General features: G+C 30.8%; 9 protein-coding genes and 2 pseudogenes. 2 read left to right on the top strand and 9 right to left on the bottom strand.

Features of this window, described 5'->3' with window-relative positions; genetic code table 11:
- Positions 1 to 299: 299 nt before the first annotated feature.
- The 5 genes and pseudogenes from purF to ispA form a co-directional block, all read right to left on the bottom strand.
- Positions 300 to 1,817: an amidophosphoribosyltransferase gene (gene purF / locus ERCIPSPA2889_RS01180; protein WP_157989051.1), complete on the bottom strand. Its 1,518-nt coding sequence runs from the start codon at positions 1,815 to 1,817 to the stop codon at positions 300 to 302.
- A 35-nt stretch (positions 1,818 to 1,852) separates the two neighbouring features.
- Positions 1,853 to 2,344: a CvpA family protein gene (locus ERCIPSPA2889_RS01175; protein WP_157989050.1), complete on the bottom strand. Its 492-nt coding sequence runs from the start codon at positions 2,342 to 2,344 to the stop codon at positions 1,853 to 1,855.
- 516 nt (positions 2,345 to 2,860) lie between these two features.
- Positions 2,861 to 3,097, bottom strand: a pseudogene (gene ubiK, locus ERCIPSPA2889_RS01170) (ubiquinone biosynthesis accessory factor UbiK); the annotation flags it as partial.
- Between the two features lie 889 nt (positions 3,098 to 3,986).
- The gene (gene dxs / locus ERCIPSPA2889_RS01165; protein WP_157989048.1) at positions 3,987 to 5,852 is read right to left on the bottom strand and encodes a 1-deoxy-D-xylulose-5-phosphate synthase; all 1,866 of its coding nucleotides are present in this window, start codon (positions 5,850 to 5,852) and stop codon (positions 3,987 to 3,989) included.
- Positions 5,853 to 5,869: 17 nt separating this feature from the next.
- Entirely contained in the window at positions 5,870 to 6,769 is a 900-nt protein-coding gene (gene ispA, locus ERCIPSPA2889_RS01160) for a (2E,6E)-farnesyl diphosphate synthase (protein WP_157989047.1), read from the bottom strand.
- 347 nt (positions 6,770 to 7,116) lie between these two features.
- Here ispA and ERCIPSPA2889_RS01155 point away from each other — a divergent pair, with 347 nt between their 5' ends.
- The gene (locus ERCIPSPA2889_RS01155; RefSeq protein WP_157989046.1) at positions 7,117 to 8,097 is read left to right on the top strand and encodes a polysaccharide deacetylase family protein; all 981 of its coding nucleotides are present in this window, start codon (positions 7,117 to 7,119) and stop codon (positions 8,095 to 8,097) included.
- Between the two features lie 311 nt (positions 8,098 to 8,408).
- On the opposite strand, the gene pgi is transcribed toward ERCIPSPA2889_RS01155, so the two are convergent.
- Positions 8,409 to 10,058, bottom strand: a complete 1,650-nt coding sequence (gene pgi, locus ERCIPSPA2889_RS01150; protein ID WP_157989045.1) for a glucose-6-phosphate isomerase — start codon at positions 10,056 to 10,058, stop codon at positions 8,409 to 8,411.
- Positions 10,059 to 10,848: 790 nt separating this feature from the next.
- On the opposite strand from pgi, the gene hemH reads away from it, so the two are divergent.
- The gene (gene hemH, locus ERCIPSPA2889_RS01145; protein ID WP_157989044.1) at positions 10,849 to 11,817 is read left to right on the top strand and encodes a ferrochelatase; all 969 of its coding nucleotides are present in this window, start codon (positions 10,849 to 10,851) and stop codon (positions 11,815 to 11,817) included.
- An 867-nt stretch (positions 11,818 to 12,684) separates the two neighbouring features.
- Here hemH and ychF read toward each other — a convergent pair.
- The 3 genes and pseudogenes from ychF to mrdA form a co-directional block, all read right to left on the bottom strand.
- Complete coding sequence (gene ychF / locus ERCIPSPA2889_RS01140) at positions 12,685 to 13,779, bottom strand: redox-regulated ATPase YchF (protein WP_157989043.1); 1,095 nt, start codon at positions 13,777 to 13,779, stop codon at positions 12,685 to 12,687.
- Positions 13,780 to 14,953: 1,174 nt separating this feature from the next.
- Positions 14,954 to 16,043, bottom strand: a pseudogene (locus tag ERCIPSPA2889_RS01135) (FtsW/RodA/SpoVE family cell cycle protein).
- A 91-nt stretch (positions 16,044 to 16,134) separates the two neighbouring features.
- Complete coding sequence (gene mrdA / locus ERCIPSPA2889_RS01130; protein WP_157989415.1) at positions 16,135 to 17,994, bottom strand: peptidoglycan DD-transpeptidase MrdA; 1,860 nt, start codon at positions 17,992 to 17,994, stop codon at positions 16,135 to 16,137.
- Positions 17,995 to 19,235: the final 1,241 nt, after the last annotated feature.

Below are 19,235 nucleotides of genomic sequence, written 5' to 3'. Positions count from 1 at the left end.
TAACTATTGTAGGTTTCTATCATTTTACATATTTATAATATAATATAATAGTATTATTTTTATAAAATACGGCTGTAATATTGAATTAACTATGAATAAAAAATAAAATTTTGTTTTATAATCTCGTATAGCGATATCGGGTAGATCTGCAGCAAAAATATTAAAAATAATAATTTTGTTATCTGAAAATATTCACTATAAACAACATGAAACTTCCATAAAACTTAACCAATGCTCCATTACTAACTATAAAAATATAATTTATAACATTACTACACTATAGTTACAATAATTCTCTTTTATGTTTCATTATATATTTCCAAACTTTCCATGTCATTTTGACGCTGTAATTTTTTAGCATCATCATTACGTAATAATTGCAAATACTCAAGATATTCCTTATCAATATCTTGAGTAATGTAAATACCATCAAATACAGAGCATTCAAATCGTTTAATTTTAAGATTATCTTCTCGAACAGCTTCGATTAAATCTGTTAAGTCTTGAAAGATTAATGCATCAGCACCTATTAACTGACGAATTTCTTCTATATTTCTTCCATGAGCAATAAGTTCTTGGGCATTTGGTATATCAATACCATAAACATTGGGAAAGCGAATTTCCGGGGCTGCTGAAGCTAGGTAAACCTGATTTGCCCCCGCTTCACGTGCCATTTCAATGATTTGTTCTGAAGTAGTTCCACGCACAATAGAATCATCTACTAACAGTACATTTTTACCACAGAATTCAGCGCGATTAGCGTTTAATTTACGCCTTACGGCACCACGACGCAAGTGCTGCCCTGGCATAATAAAGGTGCGACCTACATAACGATTTTTGACAAATCCTTGTCTATACGGTTTGTTAAGAATACGCGCCATCTCTAATGCTATATCGCAAGATGTTTCAGGAATTGGAATAACTACATCAATAGTGTAATTTTTCCATTCTCTAGAAATTTTAAGACCAAGTTTAGTGCCCATACGTACTCTAGCGCTATATACAGAAATCTTATCAAGAAATGAGTCTGGACGCGCAAAATAAACATACTCAAATAAACACGGATTGCACTGTGGATTCTCAGAACACTGCTGGCTAAATAATTGACCGCTAACTGTAATGTACACCGCTTCTCCAGGTTCTACATCACGTAAAATTTTAAAACCTAGCATATCTAATGCAACGCTTTCAGAAGCTACTATATGTTCAACACGACCATCAGCTCTTTGACGTTCACCAATTACCAATAGACGGATTCCATTAGGATCACGAAATGCAACTAACCCATGACCAATAATCATCGCCACACATGCATAAGCGCCACGAACTTTCTGATGCAGTTTAGAAACGGCTGAAAAAATATTTTCTGAAGAAAGCCTGTGCACTTCAAAACGATTTATTTCTTGCGCAAAAATATTAAGTAAAATTTCTGAATCCGAAGTGGTATTTACATGACGATGACTATCTTCAAACAACTCTTTACGCAATATATGCGAATTTGTAATATTTCCATTATGAGCAAGAGTAATGCCATATGGAGAATTTACGTAAAAAGGCTGCGCCTCAGACGCACTACAGCTACCAGCTGTAGGGTAACGGACATGCCCGATACCCATATTACCTTGCATACGTCGCATATGACGAAGATTAAATACAGCGCTTACTAATCCATTTGCTTTTCTCATATGAAAACAGTTTAAGTCATCAAGAGTCACAATACCGGCAGCATCTTGTCCGCGATGTTGTAACACTGTTAATGCATCATAAATAGATTGGTTTACTGGCATAAAACCTGCAATCCCAACAATACCGCACATATTAATCGTTCCTCATAAGCTGAACAATAACAGGCTTACCGTGGCATAAAAATTGATGTGTCTTTGAAATAACTTAAAATCCAATGCATTAGACATATAAACTTTGGAGCAAGTTGAGATTTTTCCCAATCTAGCATTGTATTCAAATCAGTAAATGTGTCTAAGAAAAAAAGCATTAATGAAACAATTATAATACCCCGTAATCCTCCAAAGCATATTCCGAGAACTTGATCTGTACCTGAGAATCCAGTTTCTAATACTAAGCGCCCCATAATAGAACTTGCAATAGCTCCTACTGTTAGCGCCCCAACAAATAAAGATGTTATAGCTATTCCGTTACAAACTAAAGTATTATGTAATCCTACTATCGTTAACCAATTAGATAAGAAATTATAATAATAATAAGCAATAAATAATGCCAGAACCCAGATTACGAGAGATAGCACTTCTTTAATGAAACCACGCCTCAAACTTACAAAAGCTGAACAAGAAATAATCGCTAATATAATATAATCTATCCAGATCATTACAGACTTCCATTATTATTTGTAATTGATAAGATATCAGTATTTTTATCTTAAAATTATACTGTTTACGTTGAAAATATAATACAATATAACAATATTTATTTAATAGTAACATTATCACAATATGATACTAAAAAGAAATACCCACGATCTTAACTATAAATAACCACTATTAATTCTTAAGTTAGTGTTTTAGCATAACTTTAGAATCCTTTTATTACATCATATTACCTCTGTTTTATTCACATATAATATAGAATGAGATAAGATTTTAGTATTAGATATCTTTAATCAATCCAAACCATTAACAGTAATCATAACAATAGTATTATTTTGTAACTTACATTATAGTAAGAAAAAAGTTATCTATACATCTCTTATTAAAACTACGCAACTTGAATAGTTTATTCTTATAAATGAGATTCGTTTATCGTGCCGTATACTTTTTTTCTTGATAGAACTAAAGATAAAAAACATTAAAACAATTACCATAAAACTTCAATGATATTATGATAACTGTTTTTCCAGTATTACTAAACGCTGTTCTAGAGCAGAGAGTTTTTCTCTCATGCGCAATAAAGCTTGAACTTGAACATCAAACTCTGTACGGCTAACTAAATCTAGTTGCATTAATTGTGACTGAAGGATCTGCCGAATTTTCTTTTCCATATCATACCCAACATCTCTTACACTTATCGGCATTGCGCTATGAACCTGACGAGCTAGACTTTCAATTTTTTTTAAATCAATCATTGTCGTTTACCTAAAAATCTCTTAAGAATAGATTATCGTATATACTTAATTCTATCAAAAAAAACAATCAGTTCTATAGATAGCATTTACATTTGTATGAAATACACCCTCTAGATAGAAATATTTTTAAACGAATACATGCTATAATAATATAAATATATATTAATGCTTTAAAATTACATACCATGCAAATATCTAATCTCACCATTAGAGTAATTATATCGCTTAATTATATTACCACGTTATACAAAAACTTTTTATAATTCATATATGGATCATTCCTTGTTTATTATAATACAACATTAACCCCTCGCTCAATGCTGAGCGCTAATTATTATTCTTAATATTAATTAAACAAAAAATTATTCATTGGTACTATAGATAATTTTAATATAAAATATTATATATTTTTATTTCTTATTATACTTCTATAATCTATATTATGTCTGTAATAAACATACGCTAATAAGTAATATTTTTAAAATATTTAAATGCATTTAGCTATTTTATTTATCGAGTGCAGGTAGATTGACTAAAGAAAATTCTTATTTTTAACAACTGTCAATATACTCACTACTAAGTCTTTCTAGGCTATACTTAAAAAATTTTAGAATGATTTGAGAAATATTTCGTGACATGCCATCCTCTTAATTCATCCTTCTTATTAGGTATGTTATGATGCATACTGACCATTATGGTTAGTAATATAAAATTTAATCGTTATTATTACTGAAAAACTTATCTATCTCAAGCGATATGCCTGATATCAAACCGAATATTTTTACTATATAAATAATTATATGTAGCAATTATTTTAATACATTAAGATAACAGGATATAATAATAAAATATGTTATATATAACATTTACATTTAATTAAGATAGTATTTTATTGTGCTAACCAATTTTCTATTTGTTTTTGAATGCCAATCCAATCCAACTGATAATCAATACGTATTTCGTCTTGAGTGCCTTGAGGAATAAACTCATCCGGAAAACCAATATTTAAAACTGGCATGAATTTACGTTTAGCCATAAAAAGTTCATTAATTCCACTACCAGCACCACCTTTTATCGCACCCTCTTCAATAGTAACTACTGAGTCGTGATTCTCCAATAAACTTAATACTAAAGACTCATCTAAAGGTTTTACGAAACGCATATCGATTAGTGTACTATTGATTTTTTCTGCTACTATTGCCGCTTGCTGAAGAAGTGCCCCAAAATTTAAAATCGCTAATTTTTCTCCTTTTCGTTTTATGACACCTCTCCCAATAGGGAGAAGTGATAGCGGTTTAATAGGCGCCCCAATTCCATAACCTCGCGGGTAACGTACAGCACTAGGTCCTCCTTGATGATGGTACCCAGTATATAGCATCTGACGACATTCATTCTCATCGCTAGGCGTCATAATAATAATATTAGGGATACAACGTAAAAAAGAGATGTCAAATGCTCCTTGATGAGTATGCCCATCAGCACCTACCACTCCTCCACGATCAATCGCAAACAATACTGATAATTTTTGAAGTGCAACATCATGAATCACCTGATCATAAGCTCTTTGTAAAAAAGTAGAATAAATTGCAACTACAGGGCGATAACCACCAATTGCTAATCCAGCAGCAAAAGTCACTGCATGTTGCTCAGCAATGGCAACATCAAAATATTGCTTAGGATACTCACGTGAAAAGCTCAACATACCAGAACCCTCACGCATAGCTGGCGTTACCGCCATGAGCTTATCATCATTTTCTGCGACCTCACTGAGCCATTGCCCAAAAATTTCTGAGTAGCTAGGTAATTTTTCAGTATTTCGAGGTAATAAACCGATATCCGGATCGAACCTAGGAACAGCATGCCAACTTATAGGATCTTCTTCTGCCGGCGCATAACCTTTTCCTTTTTTTGTAATCACATGCAAAAATTGAGGGCCGTCTAATGTACGTATATTGCGCAACGTAAGGATTAACGCTCGAACATCATGCCCATCTACCGGACCGATATAATGAAACCCAAATTCCTCAAATAATGTACCCGAAACGGGAACAACTTTACAATTGTTATTAATTTTTTTAAAGATCTCTTTTAAAGATAAAAACCCATGAAGAATATCTTTACTAGTTTCACAAATACGAGCACAAGCTTGACTAGGTAAAATTTGATTAAGGCGATTATTTAACGCACCTACATTTTCAGAAATTGACATTTCATTATCATTAAGCACAACTAATAAATTAGCCTTGATATCTCCCGCATGGTTCATTGCTTCAAATGCCATACCAGCAGTCATGGCGCCATCACCAATTACACACACCGTTTGACGACCTTTTTTCTCCTTTGCAGCTGCAACAGCCATTCCTAAGCCAGCACTAATTGAGGTAGATGAATGACCAACACTCAGAACATCAAATTCACTTTCTTCACGCCACGGAAATGGATGCAGCCCATTCTTCTGACGAATAGTGCCTATTTGATCACGGCGGCCTGTCAATATTTTATGTGGGTATGCCTGATGACCAACATCCCATACCAAATAATCAAATGGTGTATTATAGACATAATGCAATGCTACAGTGAGTTCGACAACACCTAATCCAGAAGCTAAGTGACCACTAGAACAACTAACACTAGAAAGTAAGTACTGTCTTAGTTCACTACAAAGCAATGATAGGCTCTCTTTTGGTTGCAAACGCAATTCTTGTACTGTGCGCACCCAGGCAAGAGTAGGATACTTTTTAGATTCAAAACTCATTAGCGTCTCATGTAATGTTATTGATCGCGTGTAATGATAAAACTTGCCAGAGCTTGTAGCATAGTTGTATTATATTTTTGTTTAGAAAGAATTTCTAATATACTTAAAGATTTATTATAGAGATCTTTTATTTTTGCTCGAGAATTATCTAATCCGATCAGTTCAGGATAAGTACTTTTTCTCCAACGACTACCAGGCCTTGTTCGTTGTGGTAGACTATTATTGTCCTTAGTAACATCTAGAATATCATCTTTTACTTGAAAAGCTAAACCAATTGCGTTAGAAAATTTGTCAAGATCTGGGATTAAATCTACACCAATATCCCCAGCTGTTAATGCACCTAAACGAACTGCTGATCGTATTAATGCCCCTGTCTTGTGTTGATGGATTCTTTCTAAGTTATCTATACTAATCTGCTGCCCTTCCGAAATTAAATCTAGAATCTGACCACCACACATCCCTGTTACACCACTAGCATGAGCCAATTCAGAAAGCATAGAAATACGATTTTCTAGTACAACTCCAGGAATCTTAGAGTTGATTAATATAGAAAAAGAAAGTGTCTGTAACGCATCTCCAGCCAAGATAGCAATATCCTCTCCAAATTTATAATGACAAGTAGCTTGATCACGACGTAGAACATCATTATCTATCGCAGGCAAATCATCATGAATAAGAGAATACGCATGCATACATTCAATCGCTGCTGCTGGGGCATCAAGAGATACATCTTTCACATGTAACATATTACCTGTTGCATACACTAGCAAAGGACGTAAACGTTTCCCGCCTAACAATACACTATATTCCATAGCTTGAACTAAAGGGGTTCTCTTTAAAGGCAACTTAGAAAGGTAGTCTGTTAACACTACATTTATACGATTAAAATAACTATTTAGTGACACATTAAAACTCATTACGTTTTCCGTTCTCAAGACAGCTTGAGATGATATCTTCACTGTACTATTATGCCTCTGCATTAGCTTATATCTATAATCTATATATTATATTTTATATGCACTAACTATACTTTGCAATCTTGCACTCTGTCTATCTACATTAAACGAAGTGCAATATCAATAAACAATAAATTTATTATAATACAAAATACAAACAGAAGATTATATACCTTACACAATAAGTAAAAATTATTCTGTAGACTTAAGCGTGGCTATATGAAATAATATCAATTTATAGAATTTCGAATGATCTAAATATCATTATGCACACTAATCATCATTTATCGTATTATTTAGAGTAAAAAATGAACAAACCCGTATTTATTATTACTATTGATACTGAAGGTGATGATCTTTGGAATAACTGCAATCAAATTACAACAAAAAATGCTTATTTTTTACCACGTTTTCAAGAATTGTGCGAAACATATCAATTCAAGACAACTTGGCTAACGAATTATGAAATGATTATCGACCCTTCATATATTGAATTTGCCAAACACGTCATTGCTAATAAAAGTGGTGAAATAGGTACTCATTTGCACGCCTACAACAGCCCTCCAATATATAATTTGACTGGGAATGATTTACGTTATAAACCTTACTTAATCGAATATCCAAAGAAGCAGATTAAGGAAAAAATTATTTACTTGACGCATTTATTAGAAGATACGCTACAAGTCAAAATGCATTCCCATAGGGCAGGTCGGTGGGCATTTAACACATTTTATGCTCAATTATTAATTGAACAAGGTTATAAAGTAGACTGCTCAGTGACCCCAAAAATCAATTGGGAGCGCTCTATTGGGGACCCAAAAGGTTCTGGTGGCGTTAATTATCAGAATTTTCTTGATCAGGCCTATTTTATTGATGAACAAGATGTGTCGAAACCAGGCCGCTCAACACTGCTTGAAGTACCGGTAACCACTCAATATAAACATGGTTTCTTAATAAATAAGGTGCAAAATGTTTTACATAGGCTACATGGTAAACGACATTATCCTTCAGTACATTGGCTTCGACCAAAAAGAGGAAATGTAAAACAAATGATGAAATTAGCAACAAATACTTTGGCTAGCGGTAAAGATTATGTAGAATTTATGTTACATTCTTCTGAATTAATGCCAGGAGGTAGCCCAACATTCAAAACTAAAAATGAAATAGAAGGGTTATATGATGACTTAGAGCAATTATTTGAATATCTACGTATACACACAATTAGCATGAAATTATCAGAATATTATGCAAAAAAGCTACTTACCCATCACGCAAATCCCCAACTATAAAATCTTTTTCTCTCCAAAAATATAAGAGTGGCTACTATTTTTACATCAATTATATTTATACAAATTACATACTCCATATTAAAAATCCATCCCACTATATTACATAGAATTTCTGCTTCATAAAAAATGTTTAAATGTAATGTACATTATATAATATGTGATATATATTTATTACTAATACTTGCAAATCCTCAAAAAAAATAAGCAACTAATGTTTTTTCTTCAAATAAATAATCTATGCAAAAATTTATACACTAATATTGAATAACTATTTATTATAGAGAAAAACTTGTTATATATGAAAAATATATCTATAATTTACGCCATAATTTATAACAATTAATAAGCCCATTAGTAGAACTATCATGACAATTGATATCTTCTGGGCAAGAGATATCAAAAAGAATACGGTTTGCTGCTTTTTTTCCCATTTCAACACCCCATTGATCAAAACTAAAAATATTAAGAATAACCCCTTGTGTAAAAATTTTATGCTCATAAAGGGCCATTAAGGACCCAAGAGTGTATGGAGTGATGTAACGCAAAAAAATCGAATTAGTTGGACGATTCCCCTTCAATACTTTATAAGTAAGCGCCTTTTGATCTAATATAACATCATGCTGATTATAAGCATATTCTTTTTGTATTTGTTCACCTGTTTTACCAAAAGCTAGAACTTCTGTTTGAGCAAAAAAATCAGATATCAACTTGATATGATGATCATATAACGTATTTCCAGATACTGCAGATGCAATAAAATCGCATGGTATTAACTTAGTTCCTTGATGTAATAGCTGATAAAAAGAATGCTGCCCATTAGTGCCTACTTCTCCCCAAATAATCGGACTAGTCTGATAAGATATTAATTTCCCATTGCGATCGATACCTTTTCCATTAGACTCCATATTACATTGTTGAATATAAGAAACAAAACGATGCATAGATTGATCATATGGTAAAATTGCTTCTGTTTCTGAATGAAAAAAATTACTGTACCAGATGCTAATCAAAGCTAGTAGTATTGGTAAATTCCCTTCTGATGGAGCTTCATAAAAATGACGATCCATAGCATATGCTCCACTCAGAAGTTTTTCAAAGTTTTCAAAACCAATAGAAAGCGCAATGGATAAACCAATAGAGGACCATACCGAATAACGCCCCCCAACCCAATCCCAGAGCTCAAAAATATTATTGATATTGATCCCAAAATCACTAGCCGCTTCTCGATTACCAGATAAAGCAATAAAATGCTTAGATATATCAACCTGTCTTCCTGACGCTAAAAACCATGTACGTGCGCTACGTGCGTTCGTTATGGTTTCTTGAGTAGTAAATGTTTTTGATGCAATCAAGAATAGTGTAGTATCTGGAGTTACAATGCTTAATACTTCAGAAAGATGCTTATAATCAATATTAGAAACAAAATGCATTCTAAGATGATTCTTATATAGTTTTAGCGCCTCTGTAACCATATATGGTCCAAGATCTGAGCCACCAATTCCAATATTTACCACGTCAGTAATAGCTTTCCCGGTAAAACCCCTCCATTGGCCCTGAATTACTTCCTGAGTGAACACCTTCATTTTTTGTAATACTGCATTAACCTGAGGCATAACATCATGTCCATCCATAATGATCGGGGTGTTTTCACGATTACGTAAAGCAATATGAAGCACTGAGCGATCTTCAGTGCAATTAATTTTTTCACTAGAAAACATAGATCTGATGGCACTATGTAAATGAGTTTCTCTTGCTAATTCCTGTAACTTATCTAATGTCTCGTTAGTAATAATATTTTTAGAAAAATCTACAAGCATCTGGTTCTGAAAAAATATAGAAAAATTAGAAAATCGTTGTGCATCATTAGCAAAAAGGTCACTAATTTTTACATTTTTCATTTTTTTAAAATGATCTTTTAGAGCCCGCCAAGCAACAGTATATGTTGGGTTAAAATTTTTCATGAAATTTACTCTTAATTAAGAACGCACTAGACAAGTTGATAACACATAGTTTACCAACAACCTAACAGTTACCTAAATGATGATTATCAGTATGATATTCTATAGAAATACTCTAATAATTTAACCATATCATTGCGCACCACTATAATGATATAATAAAAAATGAACAATAAAATTGATATGATGTAATTAATAAAAGAAACCACCTAAAAATAAACTATGAAATATCTTATTTAAAGTATTTATGAAATGCATAGAACTCTAGAAAAAGCTGTATCATACTAATAAAATATTACAGCATATTGTTTTATATCATGGTATAAAATGACACCTATGATAAGAAGAAATTTTAATGTCTTATTTATTCTACTTATTAAAATTAAATAAGAATAGTATTAAAAACTACATTAGTAAAATTATGACACGGTTTTATTAGAATTTTAATAAACTAGATATAATTTAATTTTAATAGATAATATTTACTCTATGTTATTAATGGAAATATTACTGATATATTATAGATAGATAAATAAAACGTCATGAAGTAATTGACCTATGATTCAATCATCCAGTATTCAACAGCGCAAGCTACTTTTAAAAACTAATAGAAGTAGCTATACAATTAAACCCACAATCACCCCACAGAATAATTTTGAATACAGTCACTGAGAAAGTGAAAATCATATATAATATAGTTACAGAAAAAAGAACTATAAATAAATAAAATATAATTTAATAAAATCATCATACTGATTTCTAACGTTTAATTGAAATATTGAAGGATCAATATATGCCACAAAATAGATCTGGAGTTCTTCTAGTAAATATTGGAACACCTGAAGCCCCTACTAAAGAGGCCATAAAAAAATATCTTAAGCAATTTTTGAGCGATCAAAGAATCGTCGATGTACCACGATGGATATGGTGGCCACTATTACACCTCATCATATTACCTACTCGATCGCGACGTTTAGTGCAATTGTACATCTCAATATGGATGAATGAAGGGTCTCCTTTGATGGTATACAGTCAAAGGCAATGTTATAAATTATCTACAAAATTAGATATCCCTGTAGCGCTTGGTATGAACTATGGAAACCCTAGCTTAAAAAGTGCTCTGGACATACTGATAAAAAAACAAAAAATTAAGAAACTAATTGTTCTTCCTCTATTTCCTCAGTTCTCTTGTGCAACCGCAGGAGCAGTATGGGATGGAATACATAAAGTATTTTCTGACTACCGAAGCATACCATCAGTCTGTTTTATACGTGACTATGCGCAAAATCCGACTTATATTGCTGCATTAGCAGCCTCAGTGAATTATTCATTTAAAAAATATGGTAAACCAGATCTTTTAATTGTTTCATTTCATGGTGTTCCGCAGCGTTTTGTTTATGAAGGGGATGACTACCCTCAGCGCTGTTATGCAACTTTTAAATTACTTATAAAAGCCTTAAGTATGAATTTAAATACAGCAATGCTAACCTTTCAGTCTCGCTTTGGACATGAACCTTGGCTAACTCCATATACTCAAAGTACCTTAGAAATATTACCAAATAAAGGAATAAAAAATGTTCATGTCATTAGCCCTGGGTTTTCAGCTGATTGTCTTGAGACTTTAGAGGAAATTAACATACAAAATAGAGAAGTATTTTTTCGTGCCGGTGGTACACATTTTGAGTATATTCGAGCACTCAATGCTGATGAAGCACACATTAACATGATGAAAGAGTTAGTCATCCCTTTCTGTAACGACTGACTACATAGTTATTTCCTATATAATATTTAAAAATAATAAATTTTTAAATATTAAAATACATTTTAATTCTTGCACCTGCACTATCAAAAATATGTACATTCATTTTTCTTAGTTTTATATTAAGTATAATATATTCTATAAAACCAAAATTAATATTTTTATCTAACTTTATTAAAAAAAACTATTTATTTCTATAGTCAGTATCCAGTACTTAGTAGACTACTTAATGAACTATTATGAATGATATAATAAAAAATAATTTTATCAATCTATGTATCAAAAAGGTGAAATTATTAATCTAATCTTTATACTAGATAGTTCATCTTCTAATGTAAATCTATACATATTATCTATACTATTTTATATTATATATCCTATATGTATATATAAAATCATAATATATTAAGAAAATAATAAAATTCTTAAAGATAATTTTTAAATTATTTAACTTTTACTATAAAATAGTTTTAATAAATTTCAATAATTATAAGAATATACAATTATTGATTAGACTAATAATGACTGACTCCAATTGAGTATTTTATCTTTTTTTTAAAATTGAGCGGACATCATAATGTAATGCTCACCATTAATAATATATTATTTATTTTTATAATATCATGAATATTTATTTAGATTCTTATCATAAATAAAAGTGATTACTATATAATACAATATAATTGTAGATTTTAATATAAATAATAGAAAGATTCTAAAAATTAAATATTTCTATTATTTATATTAAATTATATTAAAAATATAACACTTATCATATATTATATATATTTTTAAAATAAATAACATTATTTTAAAATACAAATATGTCAACATAATATATGAGTATTTATTTTATCTCTGTCTCTAACTCTATACATTAAAAAGAAAATGCATAATATCACCATCTTGTACAATATACTCTTTTCCTTCTGATCGTATTTTTCCAGCTTCTTTTGCCCCTTTTTCTCCGTTGTAATTTATAAAATCATCAAAAGAAATAGTTTGTGAGCGGATAAAGCCTTTCTTAAAATCACTATGAATTTTACCAGCCGCTTCCAACGCTATTGTACCAATAGGAATCGTCCATGCGCGTACTTCTTTTATACCTACGGTAAAGTAAGTTTCTAAACGTAATAGATCATACCCAATTTGAATGATATGCTGCAAACTGGTTCTTGGAATGCCTAATGCGCTCATAAATTCCTTACGTGTAACATTTTCTAACTTCGAAAGTTCTAATTCCATCGGTGCGCAAACTGTTACTACTTTTGCAGATTCTATAGCGGCAAGATGATATAGTTGATCAAGATAAGTGTGATTTTTATAACTATCTTCATGCACATTAGCTACATACATACTGGGCTTCAATGTTAGAAAATTTGAATCACGAATTAAATAACGATCTTGAACACTTAAATTTAAAGTAGAAAGCATAGAAAAGTTTTCTAGGTGTGCTAAACACTGTTCATAAATACCCCGTTCAATTTTAAAATCTCCATCCTTGTAGGATCCTTGTTTTTTTATAATACGCTGCAGAGTGCGATCACAAATTTCTAAATCAGATAAAATTAATTCACCCTTAACAGTGCTAATATCATCCAAAGGATTTACTTTATTATTAACATGTATAATATTATTATCTTCAAAGCAGCGAACAACATGGATGATAGCTTCCGTTTCTCGAATATGGGTTAAAAATTGGCTTCCTAACCCTTCACCTTGAGACGCGCCCTTAATAAGACCTGCAATATCTACAAACTCTATAGTAGCAGGTATGACCCTCTGGGGTTTTACAATCTTGGTTAATTTTTCTAAGCGTACATCATGAATCGCTAAAATCTTACTATGAGGTTTTATAGTACAAAATGGAAAATTTTCAGCTTGTACATTTGCACCAGTTAATGCATTAAATAAAGTAGATTTTCCAATATTTGGCATCCCAATAATTCCGCATTTTAAACCCATTGCTGCACCTTATATCATATTCTAATAATAAAAATTTTAACTTCTCCGCCTATAAACCTGACAAAGCCATCTTAACTGATGTGCTACACTACAAATCCAAGTGAAATTCTATCCATGATTATTCGAGTAACGCATTAGATCATTTAATCTAAAGCACCACCAAAAATCTTCTTTAAAAAAATCAATGAAACACTAGCATCTCATAACATATGACTACAAAAACTTATAAAATATATTTTATGTTGACCAAAGTTGATGTATCTATAAAAAGACATAAAATTCACATAACAAAAACTATTGTGACTTAATGGTATAAAACTATCTCTTGATTAATAGAGTTACTATCAATAAAAAATGCATACTTCAAGATTCATTCTCTATGCAGATTAATTAAAATTACAAAAGTCCTGACACATAACCCCATTATTTATTAAAATATGATACGAAATAGATTCTTTGAAAATAATAAAAATCATCTTTAGGAGCACTATTCTTGATGCAAGAACATACTCTACAAATACTAACATTTTAACAATAATTGAGCATGTCTAAACCTTATGGCTTACTTGTTTTCTTATTTATTTAGTATAAAATATATGTCAGTTAAATAATAAAAAAATTTTTTATTCAAAATAGAATTACGAAAATTTAATTATAGCCTAAATTTTTTTAATACCATGCATAAAAATTAATATCAATAAAAATTGATAACTCATGAAAGTAATATTTTTAAATACTTTATATTAATTTAGTAAAATTATCTATTAAAATGACTTTTTTCAACACGCTTCTCCACATAACCACCTGATTAAACGATCAATAAAGAGTAGATTAAAATTTAATATATAATTAAATCTAGTTCGATATGCATATACATACTAAATTGAAAATATTGAATGCTAACCTGCCTTCTTTAAATAAGACGTTCATTTCTTTTGGTTCTCACAGTAGAATAAGAACATCTAGCCTAATTTTTTCTTTTGATTTTTAATATATTTATTAACTTATCCGCAATGAATAACTTTATAAATCTATTACTTAATTTCAATGCCTAGAATAATTTTCAAATTTACTCATCGTTAAAATGACATTTTCTAATCTGACATAGCTATTAATAATAGAATAATCTACTGATCAAATGAAATCACATCCAAGTAAATATAAATAAATGCAACTATAAAGTCTCTTTAAGACTCTTAATATAGCATTTTTTATATATATGAATAGACATAATAATACTAAATCCAACCATAAGAATTATCAGTGCCGACTCACCATAAATAATAATAAAAAAACCACTCCTATCACTGGCAGAAAGCCGCTTACTATACCGATGTTGATAAATACATAAATCAAAAAAATTAATATGCATCCACCTGAACAACCCTACCAAAAGTGTTCCTTACATGAACCGCTATTAATAATCCATGTATGACAAGTAATACTATAGGGCATAAAAAATACCACTCCCACTAATGATAGCTCCTCAGTCAAAATAGAAAAGATAAAGTCTGTGTATTTCTCAAGAAAAAAACTACAAATGAGATTGAGTTCTATACAGCCAACCTTTACCTAGAATACCGCCAGAGCCAATGACAATTCTTAACTGAATAATATGATAATCTGATCCAAGCGGATCACTGTCAGGAGAAAGTCAAATACTAATGCAATTACTCTGATAATCATGCATGCAATAAAACTATATAAATTATAATATAAGTGTAAACGACGCAATAACAAATATTTCTGTGATAATCCGAATCCAATTTATATCTAATAAAAACAACACAAAAAAACCAGAAATAGCAATAAGTATTGAGGTGCTAAGATTAGGCTAAACCGCAACTAAAAAATTTGGGATTAATAGTAAAATTAATGTAGTAATAGTATTACTCATGATTGGCCGGTACATCTCACGATTCATACATCGATCTGCCATTAAAGGTATAGATATTTTTGCTATTTCTGATAGCTAACAAAGTATCACACCAAGACCTAACCAGCATTGAGCTCCTTTATGTATTTGTTCCGATACGTCAACTAAAATGAGTAAAATAATAAATATGCAGACAAATTAAAAGAACAATATCTCATCAAGACGCGGTGGCATCTGTGTCATAAGTATCATCATACCTATACCTAGACTAACCAGAATCATCTTATGTACCATCATACCAATATTATTCCTAGTAGCGCTCCATATTATTAATGGACTCACAACTAATAATACAGCCATAATCAAAAAAGAATGGATCTATATGCATACAACTCTAAATACTTCTACCCTCATAATCAATTATTATTGGTTAGTTATCCTCAATGAATAAGACAACAAAATAATACGCTAAAATTGTTCTAATAATGATGTGTAGACATCATATAATAATCTAAAATTTGACGTGTAATTTTTCCAACAGATATACCATCTCCGCCATTCTCAAGAATTATAGTAACTGCAATACGTGGATGATTATATGGTGCATACGCAATCATTATTTTATGATCACGTAAGCGTTCATTAAGTGCATTAGCATTATAGACTTCTTTATCTTTTAAACCAAAGACCTGCGCTGTACCTGACTTCGCAGCAATTTTATATGGTGCATCTGCAAAACTTTTTCTAGCAGTTCCGTTGATATGATTAGCTACACCATACATTCCTCTTTTGGCGATCTCCCAATATTCTCTATTGACCTGATAAATAGGAGCGGCCTTTATCTCATTCCATGGTACCTTATGATTCCCTTCTGTAACATAAAGAAAAAAATGTGGCGTTTTAATAGTCCCATTATTAATCAGAACCATAAGGGCCTTGTTCATCTGTAATGGGGTGGCAGTCCAGTAACCTTGTCCAATACCAACTGGAATAGTATCTCCTTGATACCAATGGTTTTTAAATCGATTCATTTTCCATGCACGAGTTGGCATAATACCAGAATTTTCTCCTACTAAATCAATCCCAGTCAGACACCCATAACCAAACCGCTTCATCCAGTTACTTAAACGATCAATACCTATGTCATATGCAATTTGATAAAAAAATGTGTCAGAAGACTCTTCTAGTGCTTTGATTATATCTAGATGACCATGACCAGATCGCTTCCAGTCGTGAAAGCGTTTGGCAGACTTTGGCAATTGCCACCATCCAGGGTCAAAAAAAGTAGTATGATTTGTTACTATCCCAGATACTAATGCAGCAATAGCAATATACGGTTTAACTGTAGAAGCTGGTGGATAAGTCCCTTGGACAGCACGGTTAATTAATGGACAATTACTATTATTTAGCAAGAGCTTATACTGGTCTTCTGAAATACCACCTACAAATAGATTTGGATTATAACTAGGCATAGACACCATTGCTAACACCTCTCCACTACGTGGGTCAGTTACAACAACAGCAGCGCGACTACCCTTTAAGAGAGTCGCGATATATTGTTGTAGTTTCAGATCAATACTCAGATAAATATCTCCACCCGCCTGAGGCGCCCTTTTATCAAGTTGACGAATAACTTGCCCATGGTTATTAACCTCAACTTCTGTATATCCAGTGTTACCATGTAATAAACTTTCATAATAACGCTCAATACCTAATTTGCCAATATTACGGGTCTCTGTATAATTAGACCAGCTACCATTTGTTTCTAAAAGTTGTATATCTTGATAATTAATTTTTGACACATATCCAATCACATGAGTAAGAACTGATCCATAAGGATATAATCGCTGCTGATAATCTTCTATAACTACTCCTTGAAAGCGATACTGATTAACTAAAAATCTAGCCATTTGAACATTGCTTAAACTGGTTTTGAGAACGATAGAAGTGAAGCGATTTGCCCGCCGTCTCTCTTTTTCAAAAGCATTCAATTCTTTAGTTGTCAGATTGACAATAGGCGTGAGTTCCTGCAAAATTAATGGTAAGTTCTCAACTTTTTCTGGTATAATTTTTAGCTGATATATAGTTCTATTTAGTGCTAAAAGTATGCCATTTCTATCACAAATAAGACCTCTGCTAGGAGGAATTGGTATTAATTTAATGCGATTTTCATTGGAACGTGTACTATAATCTTTATAATGGATGATTTGTAAAAAATAGAGATTCATGAGTAATATTGAAACAAGCAACAAAATACCTACAAAAGCAATACATATACGATAAACAAATAGTTTTTTTTTAGCACCATAATCATGAAAGGAGTTATCTTTTAATTTCATTCGACACTTTAACACTTACTATCCAATCAACTAATATAATGAATATTTTTATATTATAATATAAATTATTCATTATAAGACTCCGTGTGATGTTATCTATCAAAAAAGTATACTAAAAACATGAATTTATATTACAGTACTAATAGTTAGCTAGCTCTTCTCATATTTTGCATTCTATGACATATTCGATAAAATCAATATGCTGGTGATTTAGAAAATAAATAGTTACAATTTAATGCAATACACTCGCCTTGCAATTATCAATAAAAATACCTATACAATATAAAAATATTGTCCCAAATAAACCTTAATATCTCCAAGAAACATTCTTAAATTATATATTTACACCAGAACATCTTCATGCGTAGTTAAAAATTCTCTAAATTTATAGTGTGAATTGTAAAATCTGATAAATTTTTCTAACATCGAAATCATTCTTCATAATATAAGGATGTATCATAAACATACCAATAATCTTCAAAAATAATAAAGCATAGCCTTCTATAATCATATATGTTCAGTATAAATATTATGCGATTACTTACTAATAACTATTTCATTATTGAGGTAGCTTCACCTGATTTTATATTGTTTTGTATATTACAAAACAAGAGAATGGCAATAAATCTTCATCTAATTGAATATTATATTATAAATTAACATTTAGCGTGCACTTATTTATTATATTAAAGGAGATGAACAGAAAAGTAATAGATATAGTTTCAGAGCTTTGTTATTAAAAACTCATACTATATTGCTCTCTATAACTACTATAAAAGATCACATTATCATGAGAATAGTACTTCTCTACAAGATACTTTAACTCACTGTTAATTTTAAGTTATTCAATAATTTTCATTATTAATATAAAAGTTTATAATGACTATTTTCTTATTTTACAATTTAAATATATTATCTCAGATTTTATATCTGTTAATTAAAAAGTAAAAATTTAAAATATAATAATTTTTATAAAAAATATAATCTTAATATAATTAGTAATATATCCTCCTTGAATACTAAAAATCCTATTTACTAATAGTACAATCTTCGTGTAGACGATAATCTACACAAGAGCTCTGCGTGTAGTGCAGATGTGTATTGTATAAATAGTGACCCTAATTGATCTTCTATTTTTTTCATATAGAAAAATATATTACGATTTAAAAAAAACTTAATTAATTCAATTATTCTTATGCAAATATATTCCATAACGCAAGGATTTTAAAAAACACAAATAA

It is taken from the genome of Candidatus Erwinia haradaeae, from assembly GCF_900698985.1.
GTDB classification, from domain to species: domain Bacteria; phylum Pseudomonadota; class Gammaproteobacteria; order Enterobacterales; family Enterobacteriaceae; genus Erwinia_E; species Erwinia_E haradaeae_B.
This window is presented reverse-complemented; position numbering and strand designations above follow the sequence as displayed.